The sequence below is a fragment of the Microbacterium sp. AC145 genome, assembly GCF_979258505.1.
On sequence record NZ_OZ409859.1, the window covers coordinates 734501 to 759284 of the forward strand.

The 24784-nt window shown below is 66.4% G+C and carries 21 protein-coding genes; 14 read left to right on the forward strand and 7 right to left on the reverse strand.

The features are described from left to right. Position 1 precedes the first annotated feature (1 nt). The gene (gene metG / locus ACZZZN_RS03585; protein ID WP_463503851.1) at positions 2-1579 is read left to right on the forward strand and encodes a methionine--tRNA ligase; all 1578 of its coding nucleotides are present in this window, start codon (positions 2-4) and stop codon (positions 1577-1579) included. Positions 1580-1582: 3 nt separating this feature from the next. Beyond that, positions 1583-2458: a TatD family hydrolase gene (locus ACZZZN_RS03590; RefSeq protein WP_463503852.1), complete on the forward strand. Its 876-nt coding sequence runs from the start codon at positions 1583-1585 to the stop codon at positions 2456-2458. Here ACZZZN_RS03590 and ACZZZN_RS03595 read toward each other — a convergent pair. Then, positions 2440-3765, reverse strand: a complete 1326-nt coding sequence (locus tag ACZZZN_RS03595; protein WP_463503853.1) for an MFS transporter — start codon at positions 3763-3765, stop codon at positions 2440-2442. The genes ACZZZN_RS03590 and ACZZZN_RS03595 overlap by 19 nt on opposite strands. 36 nt (positions 3766-3801) lie before the next feature. On the opposite strand from ACZZZN_RS03595, the gene rsmA reads away from it, so the two are divergent. From rsmA to ACZZZN_RS03630, 7 genes are all read left to right on the forward strand, one after another. Beyond that, positions 3802-4671: a 16S rRNA (adenine(1518)-N(6)/adenine(1519)-N(6))-dimethyltransferase RsmA gene (rsmA, locus tag ACZZZN_RS03600; protein ID WP_463503854.1), complete on the forward strand. Its 870-nt coding sequence runs from the start codon at positions 3802-3804 to the stop codon at positions 4669-4671. Between the two features lie 9 nt (positions 4672-4680). Continuing rightward, entirely contained in the window at positions 4681-5748 is a 1068-nt protein-coding gene (locus ACZZZN_RS03605) for an aldo/keto reductase (protein ID WP_463503855.1), read from the forward strand. 13 nt (positions 5749-5761) lie between these two features. Further along, positions 5762-6694 (forward strand): 4-(cytidine 5'-diphospho)-2-C-methyl-D-erythritol kinase, encoded by a 933-nt coding sequence (locus tag ACZZZN_RS03610; RefSeq protein ID WP_463503856.1) that lies wholly within the window; start codon positions 5762-5764, stop codon positions 6692-6694. 88 nt (positions 6695-6782) lie between these two features. Then, positions 6783-7796, forward strand: a complete 1014-nt coding sequence (locus ACZZZN_RS03615; RefSeq protein ID WP_463503857.1) for a LacI family DNA-binding transcriptional regulator — start codon at positions 6783-6785, stop codon at positions 7794-7796. A 155-nt stretch (positions 7797-7951) separates the two neighbouring features. Continuing rightward, on the forward strand, positions 7952-9472 hold the full coding sequence (mmsA, locus tag ACZZZN_RS03620; RefSeq protein WP_463506540.1) for a multiple monosaccharide ABC transporter ATP-binding protein: 1521 nt from the start codon (positions 7952-7954) through the stop codon (positions 9470-9472). Then, positions 9469-10827 carry a multiple monosaccharide ABC transporter permease gene (gene mmsB, locus ACZZZN_RS03625; protein ID WP_463503858.1) on the forward strand — a complete coding sequence of 453 codons (1359 nt, stop codon included), beginning with the start codon at positions 9469-9471 and terminating at the stop codon, positions 10825-10827. Before mmsA ends, mmsB begins: the two co-directional genes overlap by 4 nt. 61 nt (positions 10828-10888) lie before the next feature. Continuing rightward, a complete protein-coding gene (locus tag ACZZZN_RS03630; RefSeq protein ID WP_463503859.1) occupies positions 10889-12007 on the forward strand; it encodes a substrate-binding domain-containing protein in 1119 nt (372 codons plus the stop codon). A gap of 164 nt (positions 12008-12171) precedes the next feature. Here the strand turns inward: ACZZZN_RS03630 and ACZZZN_RS03635 are convergent, their stop codons facing one another. The 5 genes from ACZZZN_RS03635 to ACZZZN_RS03655 all read right to left on the reverse strand — a co-directional run bounded on the left by ACZZZN_RS03635 (position 12172) and on the right by ACZZZN_RS03655 (position 17095). Then, the gene (locus tag ACZZZN_RS03635; protein ID WP_463503860.1) at positions 12172-13002 is read right to left on the reverse strand and encodes a polyamine aminopropyltransferase; all 831 of its coding nucleotides are present in this window, start codon (positions 13000-13002) and stop codon (positions 12172-12174) included. Between the two features lie 305 nt (positions 13003-13307). Beyond that, positions 13308-14189, reverse strand: a complete 882-nt coding sequence (locus tag ACZZZN_RS03640) for a hypothetical protein (RefSeq protein WP_463503861.1) — start codon at positions 14187-14189, stop codon at positions 13308-13310. Next, entirely contained in the window at positions 14174-14686 is a 513-nt protein-coding gene (locus tag ACZZZN_RS03645) for a hypothetical protein (RefSeq protein ID WP_463503862.1), read from the reverse strand. Before ACZZZN_RS03645 ends, ACZZZN_RS03640 begins: the two co-directional genes overlap by 16 nt. Positions 14687-14728: 42 nt before the next feature. Then, positions 14729-15175 (reverse strand): hypothetical protein, encoded by a 447-nt coding sequence (locus ACZZZN_RS03650; RefSeq protein ID WP_463503863.1) that lies wholly within the window; start codon positions 15173-15175, stop codon positions 14729-14731. A gap of 300 nt (positions 15176-15475) precedes the next feature. Further along, positions 15476-17095, reverse strand: a complete 1620-nt coding sequence (locus ACZZZN_RS03655) for an HNH endonuclease signature motif containing protein (RefSeq protein ID WP_463503864.1) — start codon at positions 17093-17095, stop codon at positions 15476-15478. A gap of 190 nt (positions 17096-17285) precedes the next feature. Here ACZZZN_RS03655 and ACZZZN_RS03660 point away from each other — a divergent pair, with 190 nt between their 5' ends. From ACZZZN_RS03660 to ACZZZN_RS03680, 5 genes are all read left to right on the forward strand, one after another. Further along, positions 17286-19097 (forward strand): ABC-F family ATP-binding cassette domain-containing protein, encoded by a 1812-nt coding sequence (locus tag ACZZZN_RS03660; protein WP_463503865.1) that lies wholly within the window; start codon positions 17286-17288, stop codon positions 19095-19097. Between the two features lie 123 nt (positions 19098-19220). Next, the gene (locus ACZZZN_RS03665) at positions 19221-21035 is read left to right on the forward strand and encodes a Na+/H+ antiporter (protein WP_463503866.1); all 1815 of its coding nucleotides are present in this window, start codon (positions 19221-19223) and stop codon (positions 21033-21035) included. Positions 21036-21127: 92 nt separating this feature from the next. Further along, positions 21128-22051, forward strand: coding sequence for a MetQ/NlpA family ABC transporter substrate-binding protein (locus tag ACZZZN_RS03670; protein WP_463503867.1), 924 nt, complete (start codon positions 21128-21130; stop codon positions 22049-22051). 104 nt (positions 22052-22155) lie between these two features. Beyond that, positions 22156-23199, forward strand: coding sequence for a methionine ABC transporter ATP-binding protein (locus ACZZZN_RS03675; RefSeq protein WP_463503868.1), 1044 nt, complete (start codon positions 22156-22158; stop codon positions 23197-23199). Continuing rightward, positions 23199-23858, forward strand: a complete 660-nt coding sequence (locus ACZZZN_RS03680; protein WP_463503869.1) for a methionine ABC transporter permease — start codon at positions 23199-23201, stop codon at positions 23856-23858. Before ACZZZN_RS03675 ends, ACZZZN_RS03680 begins: the two co-directional genes overlap by 1 nt. On the opposite strand, the gene ACZZZN_RS03685 is transcribed toward ACZZZN_RS03680, so the two are convergent. Continuing rightward, positions 23845-24768 carry a pseudouridine synthase gene (locus tag ACZZZN_RS03685; RefSeq protein WP_463503870.1) on the reverse strand — a complete coding sequence of 308 codons (924 nt, stop codon included), beginning with the start codon at positions 24766-24768 and terminating at the stop codon, positions 23845-23847. The genes ACZZZN_RS03680 and ACZZZN_RS03685 overlap by 14 nt on opposite strands. Positions 24769-24784: the final 16 nt, after the last annotated feature.

The following is a 24784-nucleotide window of genomic DNA, read 5'->3' on the forward strand; positions in this document are numbered from 1 at the left end:
CATGCCCGCTGGCGAATCGTTTTACATCACCACGCCCATCTACTACCCCTCCGATGTTCCGCACATCGGTCACGGGTACACCTCGGTGGCGGTCGACGCGCTCGCGCGCTGGCACCGCCAGGGCGGCGATGACACGTGGATGCTCACGGGCACCGACGAGCACGGCCAGAAGATGCTCCGCGCCGCAGCGGCGAACAGCGTCACCCCGCAGGAATGGGTCGACAAGCTGGTCACCGAGGCGTGGTTCCCGCTGCTCAAGACCCTCGACGTGGCGAATGACGACTTCATCCGCACCACGCAGGAGCGGCATGAGGAGCGCGTGAAGAAGTTCGTGCAGGCGATCTACGACCGCGGCTACATCTACGCCGGCGAGTACGAGGCGCTCTACTGTGTGGGCTGCGAGGAGTTCAAGCCCGAGGCCGAGATCCTCGACGGTACCGGTCCGTTCGAGGGCCTGAAGGTCTGTGCGATCCACTCGAAGCCCCTCGAACTGCTGCAGGAGAAGAACTACTTCTTCAAGCTCAGCGAGTTCCAGGACCGGCTGCTCGACCTGTACAAGACGCAGCCCGACTTCATCCGCCCCGAGTCGGCGCGCAACGAGGTCGTCTCGTTCGTGCGTCAGGGGCTGAAGGACCTGTCGATCTCGCGGTCGGCTTTCGACTGGGGCATCGAGGTGCCGTGGGACCCCTCCCACGTCATCTACGTCTGGGTCGACGCACTGCTCAACTATGCGACCGCCGTCGGCTACGGCGACGACCCCGAGACGTTCGACCGCCGCTGGCCCGCCTACCACGTGGTCGGCAAAGACATCCTGCGTTTCCACGCGGTGATCTGGCCGGCGATGCTGATGGCTGCCGGTGTCGACGTGCCCAAGGGTGTGTTCGCACACGGCTGGCTGCTGGTGGGCGGCGAGAAGATGTCGAAGTCGAAGCTCACCGGCATCGCACCGACCGAGATCACCGACGTCTTCGGCTCCGACGCCTACCGCTTCTACTTCCTCTCGGCGATCGCGTTCGGGCAGGACGGATCCTTCTCGTGGGAGGACCTGGCGGCCCGCTACCAGGCCGAGCTCGCGAACGGCTTCGGCAACCTCGCCTCACGCACCACGGCGATGATCGAGAAGTACTTCGAGGGCATCGTGCCGCCTCCCGCCGAGTACCTCGAGCAGGATCTGGTGATCCAGCGGCTCGTCGCGCGAGCGACGACCGATGCGGATGCCGCGGTCGAGCAGTTCCGCATCGACGAGGCCATCCGGGCGATCTGGACCATCGTCGATGCGCTCAACGGATACATCACCGAGAACGAGCCGTGGGCGCTCGCCCGCGACGACGAGCAGCGTGAACGCCTCGGCACCGTGCTGTACACGTGCGCCGAGGGTCTCCGTGCGCTCGCCGTGCTGCTCTCGCCGGTGATGCCGCAGTCGACTGAGAAGCTCTGGGTCGCGCTCGGCGCCGCCGAGAGCCTCGGGCGTCTGCTGGACCAGCCGATCCGCGAGGCCGGCGCGTGGGGGGCCCTGCGCCCGGGAACGAGCGTCAACGGTCTCACCCCGCTGTTCCCGCGTGTGGAGTCGACCGCCTGAGTCATGCCTGAGACGTACGTGCAGCGACGCGACGGCGACGGGCGCAAGGATCTGCGATACCCCGCGGCTCCCGAGCCCCTCGCCGTGCCGGTCTACGACAACCATGCCCACCTCGAGATCCTCGACGGCGATGAGCCGCTGTCGCTGACCGAGCAGCTCGACCGGGCTGGGGCCGTGGGCATCGCGGGAGTCGTGCAGGCCTCCGGCGACATCGAGTCGTCGCGCTGGGCCGTCGAGGCGGCGGCATCCGATCCCCGTGTGCTCGCGGCGGTCGCGATTCACCCGAACGACGCACCCGCGTATGCCGAGGAGGGACGCCTCGATGAGGCGATCGCGGTGATCGACGAGCTCGCCGCCCATCCCCGTGCACGGGCGATCGGCGAGACCGGACTCGACTTCTTCCGCACCGAGCCCGAGCGCCGCGCGCCGCAGTTCGAGTCGTTCGAGGCGCACATCGCCCTCGCGAAGAAGCACGGCATCGCCATGCAGATCCACGACCGCGACGCGCACGACGCGGTGCTCGAGACCCTGACGCGCGTGGGGGCTCCCGAGAAGACCGTGTTCCACTGCTTCTCGGGTGACGACGAGATGGCGCGGATCTGCGCGGATGCCGGGTATCACCTGTCCTTCGCGGGCAACGTGACGTTCAAGAACGCGCAGAACCTGCGTGACGCGCTCCAGGTGACTCCGCTCGAGCGCATCCTGGTCGAGACCGACGCGCCGTTCCTCACGCCGACACCGCTGCGCGGTCGGCCCAACGCCCCGTACCTCGTGCCGATCACGGTGCGATTCATGGCAGCGGAGCTGGGCATCGACGTCGACGATCTCTCGGCGCAGATCGCCGCGAACACCCTGCGGGTCTACGGCTCGTTCGACTGAGGCTCGTTCGACTGAGTCTCGGTCGCCTGCGTGTCGGAGACGGGCTTCGCCGACACGATCTGCGAGATCGGCTTCCACACGAACAGCAGCGTGAGGGCTGCACCCACGAAGGCGAACCACCAGGGCGCAGTCAGCCCCCAGATCTGAGCGATCACGCCGCCCAGGGCCTGTCCGATCACCATGCCGCCAAACACGCCGACCATGTTGACCGATGCGACGCGACCCTGCAGCTCGGTGGGGACCAGACGCTGGCGCACCGTGGTCGAGATCGTGCCCCAGACGAACGCGTAAGCGCCGAAGAAGAACATGATGACGAGCGCGACCCATCCTGTGCTCGTGAGCGCGAAGGCCAGGTGCATCAGCACCTCGAGTGTCAGCACCACACGCATGAGAGTCGCGAACGACACATGACCCTCGAGCCACCCGAAGCTCAGGGTGGCGAGCAGCCCTCCGACGGCGGATGCGGTCGTCAGAGCGCCGTAGCCGACGGCGCCCATGTTCAGGTGCTCGGTCGCGTAGAGCACGAGCACGCCCCAGGGAGCCGCCCACGTGACGTTGAACACCAGGATGATCAGGACCAGCATCCGCACCGGGGGATTGCGCCAGAGCCAGCGGAGTCCCTCGGCGATGTCGGTGTGCACATGCGTCTTCTCATGGGTCCCTGAGCCTGCCTGCTCATGGGTCCCTGAGCCTGTCGAAGGGCGCGGAGGCACGGGGGTCCGGGCCATGCGCGAGATCAGCACGACCGCGAGGAGGACACAGAGGATCTCGAGCAGGAACGGCCACGCGTGTCCCGCGGCGAACAGGAAGGCGCCGAGCGGGGGACCTGCGAACTGATTGGCCACTAGATAGCCGGCCTGGAGACGGGCGTTGCCGATGCCCAGATCGACCGGCTTGACCAGCATGGGGAGCAGAGTGCTGCCGGCTGTGTCGACGAACACCTCGGCCGTGCCGTAGAGGAACGCGACCGCGAGCACGATCCAGATGTTCGCGGTGCCGGTCAGCAGGAACACGCAGAGGGCGGCGAGCACGACGGCCCGCGCCCCGTTCGCGAACATCACCAGGCGGCGCCGGTCGAAACGGTCGGCGATCGCGCCGGCGTGCAGGCCGAAGAGGAGCCAGGGCAGGAACTGCAGGATCGCGCCGGCGGCGACGAGGATCGGCGACGACGTCATCGACGCGATGAGCAGGGGAGCGGCCGCCAGAGCGACACCGTCTCCGATGTTGCTCGTCCACGATGACGCGAGCAGCCAGCGGAAATCCCTGCCCATGCGCCGTGGTGCGATCAGTTCACCGAGGGAGGGCATTCCTGAACAGTAGCGGCGGTGGGGGACAATGGAGCAATGACAGTCACCCTGCTCGGCGCCACCGAGATCCGCCGCCTCGCCGCTGAGCTCGATGTCACTCCGACCAAGAAGCTCGGACAGAACTTCGTCGTCGACGCGAACACCGTGCGCAAGATCGTTCACGCCGCCCGCGTCCAGCCGGGCGAACGGGTCGTCGAGGTGGGACCGGGTCTCGGCTCGCTCACCCTCGCGATCCTCGAGGCAGGAGCATCCGTCACCGCCGTCGAGATCGATCACCGGCTCGCGGCCCGCCTGTCGCAGACGGTCGTCGAGCACGGTGTGCCCGCCGAGATGCTCACGGTCGTCGATGCCGACGCGCTGCGCATCACCGAGCTTCCGGGCGAGCCCACCGTGCTCGTCGCGAACCTGCCGTACAACGTCTCGGTTCCGGTGCTGCTGCACTTCCTCGAGAACTTCGCCTACCTGCAGCGCGGTGTGGTGATGGTGCAGGCCGAGGTCGCCGAGCGCATCGCCGCGAAGCCAGGATCGAAGATCTACGGCTCGCCGAGTGTCAAAGCGGCCTGGTACGGCGAGTGGAAGCTCTCCGGCACCGTGTCTCGACAGGTCTTCTGGCCGGTGCCCAACGTCGACAGCCTGCTCGTGGGATTCGACCGCTCAGAGGGCGAGCGGGGCTCGGAGGACGAGCGTCGCCGCACGTTCCAGATCGTGGATGCCGCCTTCAACCAGCGGCGCAAGATGCTGCGACAGGCGCTGTCGGGCCTTTTCGGGAGCTCTGCTGCGGCATCCGAGATCCTGCTCGCGGCCGGGGTCGCGCCGACAGCACGCGGTGAAGACCTGACCGTCGAGGACTACCACCGCATTGCGCAGCACGTCGCCCGGATCGAAGACGCCGTCGTCACCGACTAATCTGGCACCGTGACCGAATCCCCGCGCTTCCGGCCGAACATCCCCGAGCTGCACCGACCGTACACGGCTGCCGAGAATCGCTATCAGCAGTTCGCGTACCGCCAGGTCGGCACCTCGGGTCTCTACCTTCCGCCGATCTCTCTCGGTCTGTGGTGGAACTTCGGCGACAACATCCCGCTCGACAATCAGCGTGAGCTGCTTCGCCACGCATTCGACCGGGGCATCACCCACTTCGACCTGGCGAACAACTACGGTCCGCCCTACGGCTCGGCCGAGAAGAACTTCGGTCGCCTGTTCGCCGAGGACTTCCGCCCCTATCGCGACGAGCTGATCATCTCGTCGAAGGCCGGGTGGGACATGTGGCCGGGCCCTTACGGCGACTACGCGAGCCGCAAGTACATCCTGGCCAGTGCCGAACAGTCGCTGACCCGCATGGGACTCGACCACGTCGACATCTTCTACTCGCACCGAGCCGACCCTGTGACACCGATCGCCGAGACAGTGGCCGCGCTCGACACCCTCGTGCGCCAGGGAAAAGCCCTCTATGTCGGCATCTCGTCATACAGCGCCGAGCGCACGGCCGAGGCCGTCGCCGTGGCGACGGAGCTCGGCACGCCGCTCGTCATCCATCAGCCGGCGTACTCGATCCTCAACCGCTGGGTCGAAGACGGTCTCACCGACACTCTCGAGCAGTCGGGCTTGGGGGCGATCGCCTTCACCCCGCTCGCGCAGGGACTCCTGACCGACAAGTATCTGGGCGACGGCACCGCCGACCGGGCGCAGAAGCGCGGCTCGCTGCCGGATGCTCCGCTGTCTGCGGATGCCGTGCAGACGCTCCGCGCATTGAACGACATCGCTCAGGGGAGGGGCCAGTCGCTCGCGCAGCTGGCGCTGCAGTGGACGCTGCGGAACCCGGTGGTCGCGTCCGCCCTGGTCGGCGCCTCACGGCCGGCGCAGCTCGACGAGAACATCGCGGCGCTGAACGGTCCGGCCTTCACCGACGACGAGCTCGCGCGCATCGACGACCTCTCGGGGTCGATCGACGTCGATCTCTGGGCGTCATCCACGGAGCTCTGACGGGAACCGCATCATGAGCTTCGCCGCCTCGCCACCCGCCGTGCACGTGCGTGCACCGGGCAAGATCAACCTCTACCTCGGTGTGGGTGGGCGGCACGACGACGGATATCACGCGCTGGCGACGGTCTTCCAGGCGGTCTCGCTCTACGAAGACGTGATCGCCAGGCACGCCGACGACTTCACGATCACGGTCTCGGGGGTCGACGATCCCGACACCGTGCCGCTCGATGATCGCAACCTCGCGATGCGGGCGGCCAAGCTGCTCGCATCCGCCGCGGACTACCGGGGCGGTGTCGCGCTCGAGATCCGCAAGAGCGTCCCGGTCGCGGGAGGCATGGGCGGCGGCTCGGCCGACGCCGCTGCGGCGCTCGTCGCCTGCGATGCCCTCTGGGGCACCGGGTTCTCGACGGCGCGCCTGCACGAACTCGCGGCTCGTCTCGGTGCCGATGTGCCGTTCGCGCTGCACGGCGGCACGGCGGTCGGTACCGGCCGGGGCGATCAGCTGAACCCTGCGCTCGCGCGCGGGCGCTTCGACTGGGTGCTCGTCACGAGCGATCAGGGACTCTCGACGCCGGTCGTCTACGGCAGGCTCGATGCCCTCCGAGAGCAGCACGGGGCACTCGCCGACGACCCGCCGCTCTCGCTCGATGTGCCGATCCCGGTGCTCCAGGCCCTGCGCTCAGGTGACCCCGAACTGCTGTCGGAGAGCATCTACAACGACCTCCAGGAGGCTGCGCTGCACGAGCGTCCCGACCTGGAGACGACGATCCTTCGCGGCATCCACGCCGGCGCGCTGCAGGGGATCGTGTCGGGGTCCGGCCCCACGGTGGCCCTGCTGTGCGGGAGTCCCGAGAGTGCGCAGCACGTGCAGAACGAGCTCCGCGATCACGGGTTCGAGTCGCTGCATGTGCACGGCCCGGTGCCCGGCGCGCGCATTCTCGGCTGATCCCCGACGGCACCCGACGTGCGATCGGCGTGCGCGGCAGACATAATGTAGAGACGATGTGACCGTGCACATGCAAGGAGGCGATGCAATGTCCACCGCCTCCGAGCGTGCCCGCATGCCGAGCATCCGCGATGTCGCCCGACTTGCGGGAGTCTCGCACCAGACCGTCTCCCGCGTGCTGAACGATCATCCGAGCATTCGTCCAGAGACGAAGGCGAAGGTGCTCGACGCGATCTCGGTGCTCGACTATCGGCCGAATCTCGCGGCCAGGGCGCTGGTGACGAGCAAGTCGAACATGCTCGGCATCCTGGCGGCCACTGTCGGCGAGTTCGGCCCCACCTCCTCCATCGTCGGCATCGAGGATGCGGCGCGTGAGGAGGGGTACTCGGTCTCGACGCTGAACCTCTCGGCCACGACTCCCGAGGCGATCGGCAGCGCCCTGCGTCAACTGGCCCGGGAGCAGGTCGACGGCATCGTGGTGCTGGCGCCGCAGGTGCGCGCGTTCCACGTGCTGCGGGGGATGGCGGTCGAGATGCCGTTCGTGTCGCTGCAGACCGCGTCGGGGTCCGACGGGGTGAGCCTGTCGGCCGATCAGGTCGCCGGTGCGCGCACGGCCACCGAGCATCTGATCGGGCTCGGGCACACCGACATCATCCACATCGCCGGCCCGCAGGACTGGATCGAGGCGGAGTCGCGAATGCGCGGGTACCTGGATGCGCTGCGCGAGGCCGACCTGCCGACCTTCCCGCCCATCCGCGGTGACTGGACGGCGGACTTCGGCTATTTCGCGGGGCAGGAGCTGTCGCGTCGTCGCGACTTCACCGCGGTCTTCGTGGCGAACGATCAGATGGCGATCGGCCTGCTGCACGGTTTCCGCGACGCCGGCATCCGCGTGCCGGAGGACGTGAGTGTCGTCGGTTTTGACGACATCCCGGTGGCGGCTCATGTCGCGCCGACTCTGAGCACCGTGCATCAGGACTTCCCCGAGCTCGGTCGCCGGGCCGTGCGCCTGCTGCTGGCTCAGATCCGCGGCGAGGAGGCCCCGCAGTTCGGGCCGCTGCAGACGACTCTGCGCATCCGAGAATCCTCGGCCGCTCGATAAGGCCACAATTTCGCTCGTGGTCTTGACACCGCCTGAGCGAGCGTAGACTATGTAATCCAATGTGAACGGTCACATCGAGTGTGGCCGCCCGTCGCGAGGAAGATCTTGTGAGCACCACAGCAACGTTGCCGGTCGTGTCAGGCCCCATCCTGGAGATGCGTAGCATCACCAAGGAGTTCCCGGGAGTCAAGGCGCTGTCCGATGTGTCCATCACCGTCCGCGCAGGAGAGATCCATGCGATCTGCGGGGAGAACGGCGCCGGGAAGTCGACCCTGATGAAGGTCCTCTCCGGCGTGTACCCCTACGGCACGTACGACGGGGAGATCCTGCTCTACGGCGAGGAGCAGCGCTACCGCGACATCGCGGCGAGCGAGCAGGCCGGCATCGCGATCATCCACCAGGAGCTCGCACTCATCCCCGAGCTCTCGATCACCGAGAACATCTTCCTCGGCAACGAGATCCGCCACTTCGGCAAGATCGACTGGCAGGCGCAGCGTCAGCGCACGGTCGAGCTGCTGGCTCGTGTCGGTCTGCGCGAGGATCCCGACGTGGCGATCAAGACCCTCGGCGTCGGCAAGCAGCAGCTGATCGAGATCGCCAAGGCGCTCAACAAGGACGTCAAGCTGCTCATCCTCGACGAGCCGACCGCGGCGCTCAACGAGAACGACTCGCAGCACCTGCTCGACCTGATCCTCGGCCTCAAGGCCAAGGGGATCGCGTCGATCATGATCAGCCACAAGCTCAACGAGATCGAGCAGATCGCCGACGAGATCACGATCATCCGCGACGGACGCACGGTCGAGACCCTCGACATCTCGCGCGGCGAGATCAACGAGGACCGCATCATCCGCGGCATGGTCGGCCGCTCGCTCGAGAGCCGCTACCCCGACCGCACCCCCGAGATCGGCGAGGTGTTCTTCGAGGTCAAGGACTGGTGGGTGCAGCACCCGACGGTCTCCGAGCGCATGGTCGTCAAGGGATCGAACCTCAACGTGCGCCGGGGTGAGGTCGTCGGCATCGCGGGCCTCATGGGCGCCGGGCGCACCGAGTTCATGATGAGCCTGTTCGGGCGCTCGTACGGCACGTTCCTCGGAGGCCAGGTCATCAAGGACGGCCAGGAGATCTCGATGCCCGACGTCTCCTCCGCGATCAAGCACGGGCTCGCCTACGTCAGCGAGGACCGCAAGGTTCTGGGGCTCAACCTGCTCGACACGATCAAGCGGTCGGTCGTGGCGGCGAAGCTGTCGAAGATCTCCAAGCGAGGCGTCGTCGACGAGCGTCAGGAGTTCTCGATCGCCGAGCAGTACCGCAAGGCGCTGCGCATCAAGGCGCCCTCCGTCGAAGAGGGCGTCGGAAAGCTCTCCGGTGGCAACCAGCAGAAGGTCGTGCTCGCGCGGTGGATGTTCACCGACCCCGACCTGCTGATCCTCGACGAGCCCACGCGCGGCATCGACGTCGGCGCCAAGTACGAGATCTACGCGATCATCAACGAACTCGCCTCCCAGGGCAAGGGCGTCATCGTCATCTCGAGCGAGCTGCCCGAGCTTCTCGGAATCTCCGACCGCATCTACACCGTCTTCGAAGGTCGGGTCACCGACTGCATCCCGGCCGACCAGGCGACACCCGAGGCCCTCATGCGCAGCATGACCTCCGCGAACCAGAAAGCATCCGCATGACCACCGACATCACGACAACGAAGCGTGGCTTCCACTTCGGCGACATCCGCAAGATGTTCGGCAGCAGCGGCACGTCGTCCCTGCGCCAGTTCGGCATCCTGGGCAGCCTCATCGTCATCATTGCGCTGTTCGAGATCCTGACGCTACTGCGCAACGGTCCGAACGGCGCGACGCTGACCTCGGGCAACCTGATCAACGTCATCAACCAGTACTCGTTCATCCTGATCCTGGCGATCGGCATGGTGATGGTGATCATCATGGGCCACATCGACCTGTCAGTCGGGTCTGTCGCCGCGTTCACCGGCATCATCGTGGCCAAGTCGATGGCGGAGTGGAACCTCCCCTGGCCACTCGCGATCGTGCTCGGTCTCGCGGTCGGCGCGCTCGTCGGCGCCTGGCAGGGATTCTGGGTGGCATACGTCGGAGTCCCCGCGTTCATCGTGACCCTCGCCGGTATGCTCCTCTTCCGCGGCGCCCAGCAGTGGATCGGTGACGCGCAGACCATCCCGGTCCCCAAGGGCTTCCAGATCATCGGCACGGGCTACCTGCCCGAGGTCGGACTCCCGCTGCCGTTCAACGTGCCCACCATGCTGCTTGCGCTGGTGGCCGTCGCCTGGCTGATCTTCTGGGAGATCCGCACGCGTCGCATCCAGCACAAGATGGGCTCGGACAGTGCGCCGCTGTGGGTCAGCGTGGTCAAGGTCGTGCTGCTGTCGGTGGTCGTCCTCGTCGCCGCGTGGATGTTCGCGACCGGTCGTCCCGGTACGAGCTTCCCGGTACCGGGTCTCATCCTGCTGGCTCTCGTGATCATCTACTCGTTCGTCACGCGGAACACGGTGTTCGGTCGCCACATCTACGCGGTCGGCGGCAACCGTCAGGCCGCGCGCCTCTCGGGCGTCAAGGACCGCTGGGTCGACTTCTTCGTCATGATGAACATGTCGGTCATGGCTGCCCTCGCCGGCATGATCTTCGTCGCTCGTTCGCAGGCGTCCGGTCCGAACGACGGCACCGGCTGGGAGCTCGACGCGATCGCCTCGGTCTTCATCGGCGGTGCCGCCGTCGCCGGCGGTATCGGCACCGTTATCGGGTCGATCATCGGTGGCCTCGTCATGGCGTTCCTCAACAACGGCCTCGCCCTGCTCGGCCAGGGTGCCGACGTCGTCTCGATGATCAAGGGCATCGTGCTCCTGTTCGCGGTCGGCATCGACGTCTGGAACAAGCAGCAGGGCCGCCCCTCGATCATCGGGTTCATGACGCGTCGCTCCGGCCGCAACACCGACCCGGAGGCCTCTCCGGTCTTCGAGCCCAACAAGACTTACCAGGCTCCGCCCGTCGACAAGACGCGGAGCGAGTAAGCGGAATCTGCGCGCAGTGCTCGCGCGCGGTATCCGTCAACATCACACAGAAAGAGATCACATGAAGAAGATCATCGTCACAGCGACAGCGCTCGTCGCGACGGCTGCCTTCGCACTCACCGGCTGCTCGGCCGAGCGAGGCGGGGACACCGGTTCGGGATCGGGCGAAGAAGCCGCGGGCTTCGCGGCAGACTCCTCGATCGGCGTCGCGCTTCCGGACAAGACCAGTGAGAACTGGGTCCTCGCCGGCAAGCTCTTCACCGACGGCCTGGAAGAGGCCGGTTTCAAGGCCGACGTCCAGTACGCCCCGGCCAGCAACACGGTCGCCGAGCAGCAGAACCAGATCCAGGCCATGGTCACCAACGGTGCCAAGGTCATCATCATCGGCGCGAAGGACGGCAAGCAGCTGGCCACGCAGGTGCAGGCGGCGAAGGATGCCGGCGCATACGTGATCGCGTACGACCGTCTCATCGAGAACACCGAGGCTGTCGACTACTACGTCGCCTTCGATAACTTCAAGGTCGGTGAGCTGCAGGGTCAGGCGCTGCTCGACGGTCTCGAGGCTCGTGCGGGCCACGAGGCTCCGTACAACATCGAGCTGTTCTCGGGCTCGCCCGATGACGCCAACTCCAAGGTCTTCTTCGACGGCGCGATGAGCGTGCTGCAGGACAAGATCGATGACGGAACGCTGAACGTCGTGTCGGGTCAGACCGAGATCGCGCAGACCGCGACCGAGGGATGGCTTCCGGAGAACGCGCAGAACCGCATGGACACCCTGCTGACCTCGTCGTACAGCGGTGACACCGTCGTCGACGGTGTTCTGTCGCCGAACGACACCCTGGCTCGCGCCATCATCACCTCGGTGCAGCAGGCCGGCAAGCCGGTTCCGGTCGTCACCGGTCAGGACTCCGAGGTCGAGTCGGTCAAGTCGATCATGGAGGGCATCCAGTACTCCACGATCAACAAGGACACCACGCTGCTCGTGGAGCAGTCGATCAAGATGGTCGGCCAGCTGCAGGCGGGCGAGACCGTCGACGTGAACGACGAGGAGTCCTACGACAACGGATCGAAGATCGTTCCGGCATACCTGCTCGACCCGGTCATCGTGACCAAGGAGAACGCGGCCGAGGCGTACGCCAACGTGCCGAGCCTCCTCGAGATCGTCGAGTCGTACCAGTAAGCGGTACCCGCTTCGCAGCGGATCAGCTCAGCAACGAACGAGCCGTCCGGGTCATGCGACCCGGGCGGCTCTTTGCCATGTTGGGTCGACTTCTCACACCGCGCGCGGGGCGAGCCGCTGGCGGGAAGCGGACGTCCTGTCGGAGGACGTCCGCACACGGTGCGCTAGCCCCAGAGGGGGTCGTCGGGATCAGGAGAGTCTGTGCCGTCGGCATCTGTCATGATGCGCGCTTCAGCGATCCACGACGTCAGAGGGCCATCGCGGAGGAGATGAGGTCGCGGTGTGTCGAGCAAAGCGGCGGCGGTCACCTTGTCGAGCGGCTCATCGCTCGCGAAAATGACGACGTTGCCGAGTGGCCCTTCCTCATCTTCCGGCTCTGCGTCGAGCACGAGAGCGACGTGATCGAACACGGTGCTCAGGGTCGCGGCCTGTCGTCGTGAGTATTCGAACGGATGCCCGTCGAGCAGGTTCACGGCGACCACGCCCGCTGCTGCGGAGCGCGCGGCGACCCGGCGATAGAACTCCTGGCTGGCCACACGGTGCCGGATGACGGCGGCATCCCAGAGATCGACGACGGTGAAGCACGCCTCCACCCAATCGGTGTCGATTGCGGTGCGATGACTCGCTGCGTCGTCAAGTCCGGGGGACGGAGATGACTGCACCGGTGATGTCTTCTCATTCGGAAGAGCGGCGTCCGCGACCGTCCGAGCGTCACCGAAGATGACCCGTATGTCAGACCCGGGAGGCAATGGCAGCGCGTCGATGACGGCGGCGTAGAGCGCGGGTTCGAACTCCACCACCAGCTGAGGTGATCCGGCGCGCGTCGCCTGGACGTAGCGTGCCAGCGTGAGTGCTCCGGCCCCCAGATGCACGGTGAACAGCGGCGCATCAGGCTCGACGGCGGCATCCATTGCGCGTGCGATGTGTTGGGTGTAGCTGTACTCGAGGGCGGTGGGTTCGGTGATCGAGACGACGGACTGCGCAATTCCATCCACGCTGAGCTCGAAGTGACCGGGTCGCCTTCTCGACTGCACCAGCTTTGCCTTGCGGTTGGCTAGTGATAGCGAGAACACCCGGCGACTCCATGGCACCTGTCTAGTTTAAGCCGGAGAGGATCGGTCGACGGCTGCCTCTCGAGGAGCAGAGCACCGTAGGCGAATTTGCTCTAAGAAGGCCGAGCCTCTTCGAGATCGTCGAGTCGTACGAGAAAGCGATCAGCCATCTGGCAGAACAGGACCGCGCGGACCCGCCCTTCGGGGTCGGGGTTCTTTCTTGTTGGCGTGCTGCTGTGGTGCGCTCTTCAGCAGCCGACGCCGGCCGGGTTCTCGTCGCAGGTGTGGGCGACGAGCGCGGTGCGGGCCTCGAGGATGCGGATCTCCTGGGGCGTGCCCGTCGTGGTGATCCGTCCTGCCAAGGGGATCCATCCGGTTCCGAGGTCGACCTCTGCTGTGTAGGCCACGTCGACGCGGGCGAGATAGTTCCCCCGCTCCGGGTACACGTGGGTGGTGGGCGTGGGAGTGAACTGCGCCTGACCGAGTTCCTGCCATGTGCGTCCTGGCACCGACGTGGTCGACGTGCTGCGGTCGCCGTAGTCGTAGAGGTAGGTGGTGGGGGAGAACCGGACGGTCAGCGGGATGCCGAACAGCTCACCGGTCTGGGTGTGCACGTCTGCCGCTGCGATGAAGTTCGTGGGGAGGTCGGCGATGCCGACGTTCCCGGGATCTACGCTCGCTGTGAGGGGCGGCGGTGCGAACTGCGCCAGGTCTGTGATGGTGATCGTCGGTGTCTCGGGTGCTGCGCGGTCTGCCTCGGCTGCGACAGGGGTCGGCTCGCCCGGACCGATCAGGGTCGAGCACCGGACCGTGCCGGAGTCATCCATGCAGTCCGCCAGCCGGATCGCACGTTCGCTGGGCCCCGCGGGTTCGGCAGGGGCCTGAGGCATGCCGGTGTTGGTGTTGTCGTTGTCGTTGTCGTTGTCGTTGTTGTTGTTGTTGTCGCTGTCGCGAGTGCTGCGGGTGTTCGGGGTGGTCGGGACCCCTGGGGTACCGGACTGCTGCTGGGTTCCGGAGATGGTCAGAGTTGAGCCGTCCGTGCCATAGAGGAAATCACTGCCGCCGTCAGAGGAGCCTGCAGACATCACTAGGACGAGGAGAACAGCAAGATTTCCTACGGTGCTTCGCATGATTGCTCCTCACTGCGCTTCGCAACGTCGATAGTGAGCTCGGATTCATGCAGTGCGAAAGTCACGTCGAGCGTGTACACGCTCGGGCGACTCGGATCGATGACCGAATTCCCACTCGCGTCTGTGATGTGGACCGCGCTGACATCGAGGCAAACTCGAGCCACGACTTCGCGAAAATGGGCGGCCGTGGAAGAGCCCGTGAACGACAGGATGACCGCGTCTCCGTCGATCGTGTGTCCTTCCGCGTGCATGATCGAGAGGTTCTTGCGATCTGCTTTCTCGAAAGCCCCGGTCGAGAGCTCGAAGAGCGGCTCAAAAGTTGCGGGGGCGGACGGGTCCACTGCATTCAACGCATCGTTGTACGCCCGATATACCTCCTCCGCGGCGGCGAAAGCTTCCGCCTCCGAGGCGAAGGCCGGCGTGGGTGTGGGACTGGGGGTCGGTTGCGGAGCACACCCCGCGAGGGCCAAGAGCATCATGCCCGCGCAGATCGTCACTGACGCCAGGATCCTTGCTCTCATCGTGGGGCTATGCACGGGTCACCCCTCGTACACATCGATGTCGACGATCGCTTCGCATTCGTCGACGGGGATCGCGAAGGTGGGGCCGATCACCAGTCGATCACCGACTGTGACGAACTCCATACTCTCGTGCTCGTATCTCGGAGACCTCGTCTGAGGCGAGACCACCTCTCCCTGCTCGTCGATCAGCTCGTACTCCGTGTAGTCGGTGCACGCGACAGCCTTGATCAGTCGAGGTCCTTCGACCTGCGTTGCGAAGAACTCCAGGACCTTCGGCCGTCCTCGGATGGTGACGCCGTCGCCTCCCAAGCGCTCGAAGTTTGCGCTCAGCTGCGAGTAGTTGTCCGGCGTCATGAGTTCCGCAAGACTCTCGATCTCGGCGGGGTCGGTGAGGTCGATCATGCCCAGGGTGTCGATGTAATCGCGATAGATCGCCTCGGCTCGTGCGATCACGTGCTCTGCCATCGGTGTCGACTCTCGGGGGACGTCCCGCGGAGCACTCGGCGCGCAACCCAAAAGTGACACTGTCAGCAGCATGAGGACGAGCGCGTTGGAGATCGTGCGATTCGGCGAGGTCATCGCGCCACCGTAATGAAAACAGGGCAGCCGTAGTCGGAGTTATCCACAGCCCCGCGCGACACCCCCGCGCGACACCCCCGCGCGATGCCCCCGCGCCACAGCCGGTCGCGACAGTCCCGCGCCTCAGCCCGTCGCGACAGTCCCGCGCCACAGTGCCGACCGCGGCACCTGCGCGTCTGACACGTCTCAGAACGGCGCTTGAACGGCGTCAGTGCTGGTGCTGGTGCTGGCGCTGGTGTCTGCGAATGTGACGGTGTTCGGCGCTGGTGGAGTGTCGGTGTAGGAGCGTCCGGTCGGGCTGGTCCAGATCAGTACTCCGTTCGGGCCTTGCTCGACGTGCCAAGGGGTGTGGTGTTTGAGAACGTGGTGTCGACGGCAGAGGGTGGCGAGGTTGGTGTCGGCGGTATCGCCACCTGTGGCCGCGGCGTGGGTGTGGTCGAGGTCGCTTTTGCGTGCGGGGATTCCGCAGCCGGGAAAGCGACATCGTTGGTCGCGAGCTCGGAGGTGTCGCCGGAGGTGCTTGCTGGGCCTGTATCGATCAACGGCGAGGGGGCTTCCCGTGATGGGGTGGGTGAGAACTCGATCCCATCCCGTGGCCTGTCCGGCGAGTCGCCTGGCGGTTTCGGTGTCTATCGGAATGACGCCGTCTAGTTCAGCCGGCGGCGGGGCGGTGCGCGACCGGGAGCGGTCTGGGCGGGAGGTCTGTGGCTGACCCGCGGGCGGTGTCGAGCGTGTCGGCGTGCGCGGAGGTTCGCGGTGGTTGTCGTCAGTGCCAGGTTGTGCACTGCGCTCCGCGTCGGCATGCGCGCCCGAGGCACCAGCGTCGGTTTCGTCCTGGGGCTCGGCCTCGGCCCGGCTCTCAGTCCCGGCGCCGGCTCCGGTGTCGTCGGTGTCACTGGGCTTGTCGGGCTCGCTGGGCTTGTCGGGCTCACTGGGCTTGTCGGGCTCACTGGGATTGTCGGTGTGGATGAGGGTGGTGACGGGGACCGTGATGGTGATGTGGGCGCGGATCTCGGCGAGGAGCGCGTCGGTGCCGTCGTGTCCCGTGGGGACGCCGGTGAGGACGAGATCGGCGAGAAGGTCGGCGCGGATCTCATCGACGGTGCGGTCGTCGGCGTCGTGATCGCGGCCCTCGCGGCGCGCATCGCGGGCGGCGCGGAGATTGTGGGTGCGGATCAGGTGCGCCATCTGTGAAAGACGGTCGAACATGCCGTGGACGAGTGCCGCGGGGGCATGGGTGTGCAGCGCGGCCATGCCGTCTTCCCCATCCGTCACCCACACTCGGCGTTGAGATCGCGCCTTCCGATGGCGTTCGCTCACCGTCGTCGGCGCGAAGCGTTCCGCGATGCGCCGGGCAAGCGGCCGCAATCGACTCGGGGACTCCACCTCAGCAAGAGGCAACACGATCGCCGCATACGCCGTTCGATGCGCGTCGGGCAGATGGGAGCCTGCGTCGATGATCACCCGCGAGTGCGCGGAGCTGATGCGTCCGTGGCCCTGTGCCGCCCAGACGGTCGGAAACAGGTCGACGAGCTCGGTCGCCGCGGCCATCCGCCTCTCGACGGTGCGGTCGCTTGCGCGTTGCACCGCAGCGATCTCGGCCGCCACGGTGCGGATGGAATGATCGCCCCGGTCGGGGTGGTCTCCGCGTTTCGCGATGTCGATGGCGAGCCGAGCAGCCAACGCGAGTAACCCGTCGCGCGCGGCCTGCATGCTGCTCAGCGTCGCTTCCGCGACCTGAAGTGACTCGACCAGACCGGCGAGATTCGCCATCTGGGAGTCGGTCGCATCGAGCAGTGCTGTCATGGAACAAGTACATCACTCAACAGCGACCTTCGAAAGAAGTTTCGAAAGTATTCCGGAATTCGCATAAAACCCGAACTCCTCATGGTTGACTCGCCTCATGCCGGTCGGATGCGTGTACTCGACCGGCCCGTCTGGGATCTCTCACTCCTGGACGGCCCGCACAGCCCGCGCGACTAACCTGGAGAGCGATATGGCACATCTTCTCGGGGCTGAAGCCCTTCATCTCGAATATCCGACGAGGGTCGTCTTCGACTCCGTGACCCTCGGCATCGAAGAAGGCGACCGCATCGGCATCGTCGGCCGCAACGGCGACGGCAAATCGAGCCTCCTCGGCATGCTGGCTGGTCTGAAAGAACCGAGTTCCGGCCGGGTGACCGTGCGCGGCGGTACGACGATCGGCGTCCTCTCCCAGGCCGACACCCTCAGCGACGACTTGACCATCAGCGCCGCGGTCGTCGGCGACACGCCTGAGTACGAGTGGGCTGGCGACCCCCGAATCCGTGACGTGATCGAGGGGCTGCTGAAGGATCTGCCGTGGGATGCCGAGATCGGCTCTCTCAGCGGTGGCCAGCGGCGGCGCGTCTCCCTCGCCAAGCTCCTCACGGGCGACTGGGACGTCATCGCGCTCGACGAGCCCACCAACCACCTCGACGTCGAAGCCATCACCTGGCTGGCCGGCCATCTCAAGAAGCGGTGGAGCCCGAACTCCGGCGCTCTCATGGTCGTCACCCACGACCGCTGGTTCCTCGACGAGATCTGCACCGAGACCTGGGAAGTGCACGACCGCATAGTCGAGCCCTTCGAAGGTGGCTATGCCGCCTACATCCTGCAGCGCGTCGAACGCGATCGCATGGCGGCCGCCACCGAAGCCAAGCGCCAGAACCTCGCCAAGAAGGAGCTCGCCTGGCTGCGTCGGGGTGCGCCGGCGCGAACAGCGAAGCCCAAGTTCCGTATCGACGCCGCCAATGAGCTGATCGCCGACGTCCCCGAGATCCGAGACAAGGTCTCGCTGCAGTCGCTCGCCGTATCGCGCCTCGGTAAAGACGTCGTCGACCTGCTCGACGTCGGAGTGACCTATCCGACCGCCGACGGCGGCACTCGCGAGGTGCTGCGCGACGTCGAGTGGCGCATCGCACCGGGGGAGCGCACCGGAATCCTCGGCGTCAACGGCGCAGGCAAGTCCACACTGCTCGGACTCATCTCAGGCACCGTCGAGCCGACCGTCGGTCGGGTGAAGCGCGGCACGACCGTGAAGGTCAAGACGCTCACCCAGCGCCTCGACGAACTCGAGGATGTGCGGCGGGAGCCGGTGCGCGTCGTGATCTCCCGACTGCGCACCTCATACACGATGGGTGCGGGCTCGAAGGCGCAGGAGCTCACGCCAGGGCAGCTGCTCGAACGCCTCGGCTTCGATTCCGCGCAGCTCTCCACCCCGGTGAAAGATCTCTCGGGAGGTCAGCAACGTCGACTCCAGCTGTTGCTCGTGCTGCTCGACCAGCCGAACGTGCTGATCCTCGACGAGCCCACCAACGATCTCGACACCGACATGCTCGCGGCGATCGAAGACCTGCTCGACTCGTGGTCGGGAACTCTGCTCGTCGTCAGCCACGACCGGTACTTCCTCGAGCGGGTGACCGATCAGCAGTTCGCGATCCTCGACGGGCACCTGCGGCACCTTCCCGGAGGTGTCGACGAGTACCTGCGACTGCGTCAGCTGCAGACCTCGGCCCCCGGCAAGTCGCAGACGGCCGTCAACACCGAGAAGAAGGCCTCCAGCCTCGACGGTGCTGCCCTGCGCGCTGCGCAGAAGGAGGTCTCGTCGTTGGAGCGACGCATTCAGAAGCTCACTCAGCAGGTGGACAGAGCGAAGACCGCGCTCGCGGATCACGATCAGTCGGACTTCGCCGGGCTGGGTGACAAGATGAAGGCGATCAGCGATCAGCAGGCCGAGATCGAGGAGCTCGAACTGCGCTGGTTCGAGCTGACCGAAGAGCTCGACTGACGACGACTCTCGCGATCCGGCCGCCAGGGGAATACGGTGGCCCTGCGCGGCGCTGTGCTCTGGGCGGGGTTCGATACCGACAGGCATCGCACAGCTTGATCCTGCGGTACCCGGGAGGTTCAGATGGAAGGACTCGAGGTCACCGTCCTGATCGGACTCACGATCCTGGTCGGTGCGATGCTCGCGCCCCGCGTGCGGCTGGCGCTGCCTCTCGTACTCGTGATCTTCGGGCTCCTGCTCGGCTTCGTGCCGCAGCTGCGTGAGATCCAGCTGCCGCCGGAGACCGTGCTTCTGCTGTTCCTCCCCGTGATGCTCTTCTGGGAGAGTCTCACCACCTCACTGCGTTCCATCCGTCGAGACTTCCGTTACATCCTGCCGATGAGCACGCTGCTCGTCGTGGCATCCGCCTTCGCCGTCGCGGGCGTCGGGCTGCTGTTCGGTATGCCATGGGAGACAGCGCTCATACTCGGGGCCGCCGTCGCGCCACCGGACGCCACGGCCGTCGCCGCGCTCGGGCGTCTGCTCCCGCAGCGACTGTTCATGAAGCTCAAGGCAGAGAGTCTCACCAACGACGGCACAGCGCTCGTGCTGTACGCCATCGCGGTCTCACTCGCGCTCGGCGGTCAGATCACACCGTGGTCCGTGACGATGTCGGTGCTCGTCTCCTATGTCGGGGGCATCGCGGCCGGTGCCGTGATCGCAGGACTCGGCTACCTGCTGCTGCGCCGCGTCTCATCGACGATCGTGATCAACGTCGCCCTGCTGCTGATCCCGTTCTCGGCCTTCCTGGTCGCGGAGATCGCGCACGCCTCGGGTGTGCTCGCCGTGGTCGTCGCGGGGCTCATCGTCGCCTATGTCTCGCCGCGGGTCACGACCGCGTCGTCGAGACGACAGGCCGACGCCGCCTGGCCCTTCGGCGTCTTCCTGCTCAACGGCGCACTCTTCGTGCTGATCGGGCTCGAGGTGCAGTTCGTCGCGCATGAGATCTCGGGGGCGGCGATCGGGCGACTCGTCCTGATCACGCTCGGAGTCTGGATGACGCTGCTGGTCGTGCGCTATCTGTTCCAGGTGATGAACATGCCGTTCCAACGCAGAACGAGCACGCGCCCGTCGGCCAGAGCGAGAGCGCGCTCGATGGCCGTGTCGACCGTGGCAGGCATGAGAGGTGCCGTATCCCTCGCGATCGCGCTGTCGGTCCCTGCGGCAAGCGCCACGGAGGGCGAGATCGCCGGACGCGACGAGATCGTCTTCGTGACCGCCGGGGTGATCCTGCTCAGCCTGCTCGTGCAGGGACCGCTGCTCCCGGCGATCGTCCGGTGGGCCCGGTTCCCTGCCGATCATGCGGCTGCCGAAGAGTACGAGCTCGCCGAGCGAGCCATCTCCGGAGCCGCACTCGCAGCCCTCGACGACCTCGCGACCGAGCACGGTGTCGGACAGGAGATTCGTGACAAGGTGCGCGCAGAGGGCTACCAGATGCTCGAGTTCTCGAACGCCCGCGCACTCGCGCGCGAGCAGGCGATCGTGGATGCCGAAGCGCGTGCGCTCGACGAGCTGCTCGACGAACCCGATCCGCTCGGCGCCGCAGGCCCCGGGATGAGCCCGGCGACGACAGGCATCGGAGAAGACGCCGGCGCGCAAGCGGAAGCCCAGAACACCGATGCCGCGAACGCCGTGTCCGCGGCGTCGGACGGTCGCGAGGTCGAGGTCAGGACGCTTCAGATGATCGCGACGTCGGACGATGTCGACATCATGCAGCGGTCGCCTCTGCTGCGCCATGAGGAGCACACACGGCTCAAGCTCGCGCTGCTCGATCGCAAGCGCGAGGTGCTTCTCGGGCTGCGTCGCAGCGGCACGGTCGACGACCTCGTGGTGCGCCGGATCTCGGCACGACTCGACCTCGAGCAGGTGCGCCTGCAGGGCATCGAGGAGTACGACTGACAGCTGTGACGCTCTGTGACGTCTCGATTCTCCGAGAACGTAGATGAATGCCTAACGTGTTCGAGTCCCCCAAGAGAGGAACCCGACAACTCATGTCCTTCACAGCATCCCGCCGGACCACATCCGCCATCGCCGCGCTCGCCGCGGTCCCGCTCTTCGTCGCCCTCGCGGGCTGCGCGACGGCATCCTCCGACGCCGGATCCGGCGACTCCGGACCCGCCGAGGGCGAGACCGTCAAGGTCGGCGTCGTCGGCAAGGGCGACGCCCAGTGGGCGCCGTTCGTCGAGGCAGCGGCCGACGAGGGCATCACGGTCGAGCTCGTCGACTTCGGCTCCTACGAGCAGCCGAACCCGGCGCTGACCGAGGGCGAGATCGACCTCAACCAGTTCCAGCACATCGTGTACCTGGCGGACTACAACGTGAACTCCGGATCGGATCTCACGCCGGTCGGTTCGACCGCGATCTATCCGCTCGGTCTCTACTCGAAGAAGTACGACGACGTCGACAGCATCCCCGAGGGCGAGACCGTCGCGGTTCCGGATGACGCGTCGAACCAGGCACGTGCACTCCTCGTGCTCCAGTCCGCTGGCCTGATCGAGCTGAAGAGCGGCGGCACGATCTTCTCCGACGTCGCCGATGTCGACACCGACAAGTCCAAGGTGAAGGTCACGGCACTCGAGGCCGCACTCATCCCGACCTCGCTGCCCGACGTGGCCGCCGCGATCATCAACAACGACTTCGTGCAGGACGCCGGTCTGACGTTCGACGACGCGATCGCCCAGGACGACCCCGAGGACCCGAACGCTCTGCCGTACGTCAACATCTTCGCGGCGCGCGCCGATGAGGCCGACAACGAGACATACCTCAAGCTGGTGGAGATCTTCCAGACGAACGAAGACGTCCAGGCCGGCCTGCTCGAGTCGTCGGGCGACACCGCCGTGCCGCTGCAGACCCCCGTCGAAGACCTCGTGTCTTCGCTCGAGAAGGTCCAGAAGGACACCGAAGCGCAGAAGTAGAAGCGAGCAGGCGGGAGGAATCATCTCGCCTGATGCGAGAGAATCGGGTGGCGCTGCGTGCGTCACCCGATTCTTCGTTCCCGAAGCAGACCGGAGCACCACCCATGCCCATCGTGAGCCTGACCAACGTGTCCAAGGCATACCCTGCCCGTACCCCGGGCGACGGCGAGGTCGTCGCCGTCGACGGCGTCACCCTCGACATCGAGAAGGGCGACGTCTTCGGCATCATCGGATACTCCGGCGCGGGCAAGTCGACGCTCGTGCGTCTGATCAACGCGCTCGAACCGGCGACAGCCGGGACCATCCTCGTCGACGGCGTCGATGTCACCGCCCTGCGCGAGAGCGAGCTGCGCAAGGTCCGCGGCGGCATCGGCATGATCTTCCAGCAGTTCAATCTGTTCGCCTCCCGCAGCGTCAAGGCGAACATCGCATACCCGCTCAAGCTCGCAGGCTGGTCGAAGCCCGACATCGAGAAGCGGGTCACCGAACTCCTGAGTTTCGTCGGCCTGTCGGACAAGGCCAAGGCCTACCCGGAGCAGCTGTCCGGTGGTCAGAAGCAGCGCGTCGGCATCGCCCGCGCCCTCGCCACCGACCCGGCGATCCTGCTCGCAGACGAGGCGACGAGCGCTCTCGACCCGCAAACCACTCACGAGGTGCTCGACCTGCTCAAGCGCGTCAATCAGGAACAGGGCGTGACGATCGTGGTCATCACGCACGAGATGGACGTCATCCAAACGATCGCGACCAAGGTCGCCGTCATGGAGAACGGTCGCGTGATCGAGCAGGGCGATGTCTTCGACGTCTTCTCCGCCCCGCAGAACCCCGCGTCGCAGCGCTTCGTCGGCACGGTCGTGAAGGGCATCCCCTCGCCGTCCGAGCTCGGCGTGCTGCGCGATCGGCACCAGGGACGTCTCGTCACCTTCTCGTTCCGCGACGGCGACTCGTCGCAGGCGCAGGTGTTCCTCGACCTCGCCGGCGCCGGGCTCGACTTCGAGCTCGTATATGGCGGCATCAACGACATCCGCGGTCGTGCCTTCGGGCACCTCACGCTCGCGATCCGAGGCGAGGGCGGCGTGATCGATCGCACACTCGCCGCCATCGCGGAACGGGTCGAAGTCACCGAGATCGCCGGAGAGGAGGCGCGCTGATGGATCGTCTGAACGAACTGTGGCCCGAATTCTGGAAGGCCGCGCTCGAGACCCTCTACATGACGTCGTTCGCGCTCGTGCTCGGTGGCATCCTCGGCCTCGCGATCGGTGTCATCCTCTACGTCACCCGTCCCGGCGGACTCGCGCAGAACAAGCCGGTGTCGATCGTCGCGAACCTCGCGGTGAACTTCTTCCGCCCGATCCCGTTCGTGATCTTCATGGCCGTGGCACAGCCGTTCGCCCGTGTGGTCGTCGGTACGGGCATCGGCACCACCGCGGGCGCCTTCATCATCGGCCTCGCCGCCGCCTTCGCGATCGGCCGGATCGTCGAGCAGCACCTCGTGTCGGTCTCGCCCGGAGTCATCGAGGCCGCCCGCGCGATGGGGGCCGGCCCCTGGCGCATCCTTTTCACGGTGGCGATCCCCGAGTCTCTCGGACCGCTCATCCTGGGCTACACGTTCATCGTCGTGGCGCTCATCGACATGACAGCCATGGCCGGCCTGATCGGTGGCGGCGGGCTCGGTGCCTTCGCGCAGATCTACGGCTTCCGCCAGTTCGAACCGCTGGTCATGTGGGCGGCGATCATCCTGATCGTGGTCTTCGTGCACCTCGTTCAGATGCTCGGCACGCGCCTGGCGCGCAAGATCATGCGCCGCTGACGGGCGCGTCCTGCAGCGTGCGCGTCGTGGAGAAGACCCGCGCCTCGCCGCTCAGTGGGTCGACGAAGTGCAGCTCGCGGGCGAGCAGCTGCATCGGACGGTCGAAGTCATCCGGCATCTCGCCGCGCAGCTCGGGGTAGAACGGGTCGTTCAGGATGCCGAGGCCGAGAGCTGCGAGGTGCACCCGAAGCTGATGCATCTTGCCGCTATGCGGGCGCAGCAGCGTGTGCACGACGTGCTCATCGACATCGCGGACCTCGATCAGCGTCTCGGCATTCGGCTCCCGTTCGTCGTCGACCTGGACCTTCAGCTCGTTGCGCAGCTTCACGATGTGGTTGCGGTAGACGAGGGGGAACCGCGAAGCATCCCAATTGGCCGGGCGGGCCGAGACCGCCTCGTACACCTTCTGCACCTGACGGGTCTCGAACAGCAGCTGGTACGGGCCCCTGGTCGCCGGACGCGCCGAGAACATGAGCACTCCGGCGGTCGCCCGATCCAGACGGTGGATCGGTGCGAGCTCGTCGTTGCCGAGAAGGTTGCGCAGACGGATCAGCGCGGAGTTCTGCAGGAACTTCCCGCCCGGGATGGTCGGCAGGAAGTGCGGCTTGTCGATGACCACCAGGTCGTCGTCCTGATGGATGACCTCGATCTCGACGGGGAGGCGGGTCTCGACAGGGGGATCGCGGTAGTACCAGATGAACTCCTCGACACCCAGGGGCGTGTCCCGAGCCAGGGGAGTGCCGTCGCGCGCGACGATCTCGCCACGATCGAAGCGGCTGAGCAGGCCTTCGGGATCGAGGTGGAAGAAGCGCTCGATCATGTAGGCGCCCACCGTCGGCCACTCGCCGCTCAGGGGAACGTGCAGGCGGGTCGCCCCGACTCCGTCGCGCACCGGAAGAGGTGAAGCCATAGCCATGTCGTCAGTC

What these genes read in the sequence shown, in the direction of transcription:
- ACZZZN_RS03660 (WP_463503865.1), top strand. Translation starts at nt 17,286, where the DNA reads ATGGCACATCTTCTCGGGGCTGAAGCCCTTCATCTCGAATATCCGACG.
- ACZZZN_RS03595 (WP_463503853.1), bottom strand. Translation starts at nt 3,765, where the DNA reads ATGCCCTCCCTCGGTGAACTGATCGCACCACGGCGCATGGGCAGGGAT.
- metG (WP_463503851.1), top strand. Translation starts at nt 2, where the DNA reads ATGCCCGCTGGCGAATCGTTTTACATCACCACGCCCATCTACTACCCC.
- ACZZZN_RS03665 (WP_463503866.1), top strand. Translation starts at nt 19,221, where the DNA reads ATGGAAGGACTCGAGGTCACCGTCCTGATCGGACTCACGATCCTGGTC.
- ACZZZN_RS03680 (WP_463503869.1), top strand. Translation starts at nt 23,199, where the DNA reads ATGGATCGTCTGAACGAACTGTGGCCCGAATTCTGGAAGGCCGCGCTC.
- ACZZZN_RS03630 (WP_463503859.1), top strand. Translation starts at nt 10,889, where the DNA reads ATGAAGAAGATCATCGTCACAGCGACAGCGCTCGTCGCGACGGCTGCC.
- ACZZZN_RS03640 (WP_463503861.1), bottom strand. Translation starts at nt 14,189, where the DNA reads ATGCGAAGCACCGTAGGAAATCTTGCTGTTCTCCTCGTCCTAGTGATG.
- ACZZZN_RS03615 (WP_463503857.1), top strand. Translation starts at nt 6,783, where the DNA reads ATGTCCACCGCCTCCGAGCGTGCCCGCATGCCGAGCATCCGCGATGTC.
- ACZZZN_RS03650 (WP_463503863.1), bottom strand. Translation starts at nt 15,175, where the DNA reads ATGGCAGAGCACGTGATCGCACGAGCCGAGGCGATCTATCGCGATTAC.
- ACZZZN_RS03675 (WP_463503868.1), top strand. Translation starts at nt 22,156, where the DNA reads ATGCCCATCGTGAGCCTGACCAACGTGTCCAAGGCATACCCTGCCCGT.
- mmsB (WP_463503858.1), top strand. Translation starts at nt 9,469, where the DNA reads ATGACCACCGACATCACGACAACGAAGCGTGGCTTCCACTTCGGCGAC.
- ACZZZN_RS03610 (WP_463503856.1), top strand. Translation starts at nt 5,762, where the DNA reads ATGAGCTTCGCCGCCTCGCCACCCGCCGTGCACGTGCGTGCACCGGGC.
- ACZZZN_RS03670 (WP_463503867.1), top strand. Translation starts at nt 21,128, where the DNA reads ATGTCCTTCACAGCATCCCGCCGGACCACATCCGCCATCGCCGCGCTC.
- ACZZZN_RS03590 (WP_463503852.1), top strand. Translation starts at nt 1,583, where the DNA reads ATGCCTGAGACGTACGTGCAGCGACGCGACGGCGACGGGCGCAAGGAT.
- ACZZZN_RS03655 (WP_463503864.1), bottom strand. Translation starts at nt 17,095, where the DNA reads ATGACAGCACTGCTCGATGCGACCGACTCCCAGATGGCGAATCTCGCC.
- rsmA (WP_463503854.1), top strand. Translation starts at nt 3,802, where the DNA reads ATGACAGTCACCCTGCTCGGCGCCACCGAGATCCGCCGCCTCGCCGCT.
- mmsA (WP_463506540.1), top strand. Translation starts at nt 7,952, where the DNA reads ATGCGTAGCATCACCAAGGAGTTCCCGGGAGTCAAGGCGCTGTCCGAT.
- ACZZZN_RS03685 (WP_463503870.1), bottom strand. Translation starts at nt 24,768, where the DNA reads ATGGCTTCACCTCTTCCGGTGCGCGACGGAGTCGGGGCGACCCGCCTG.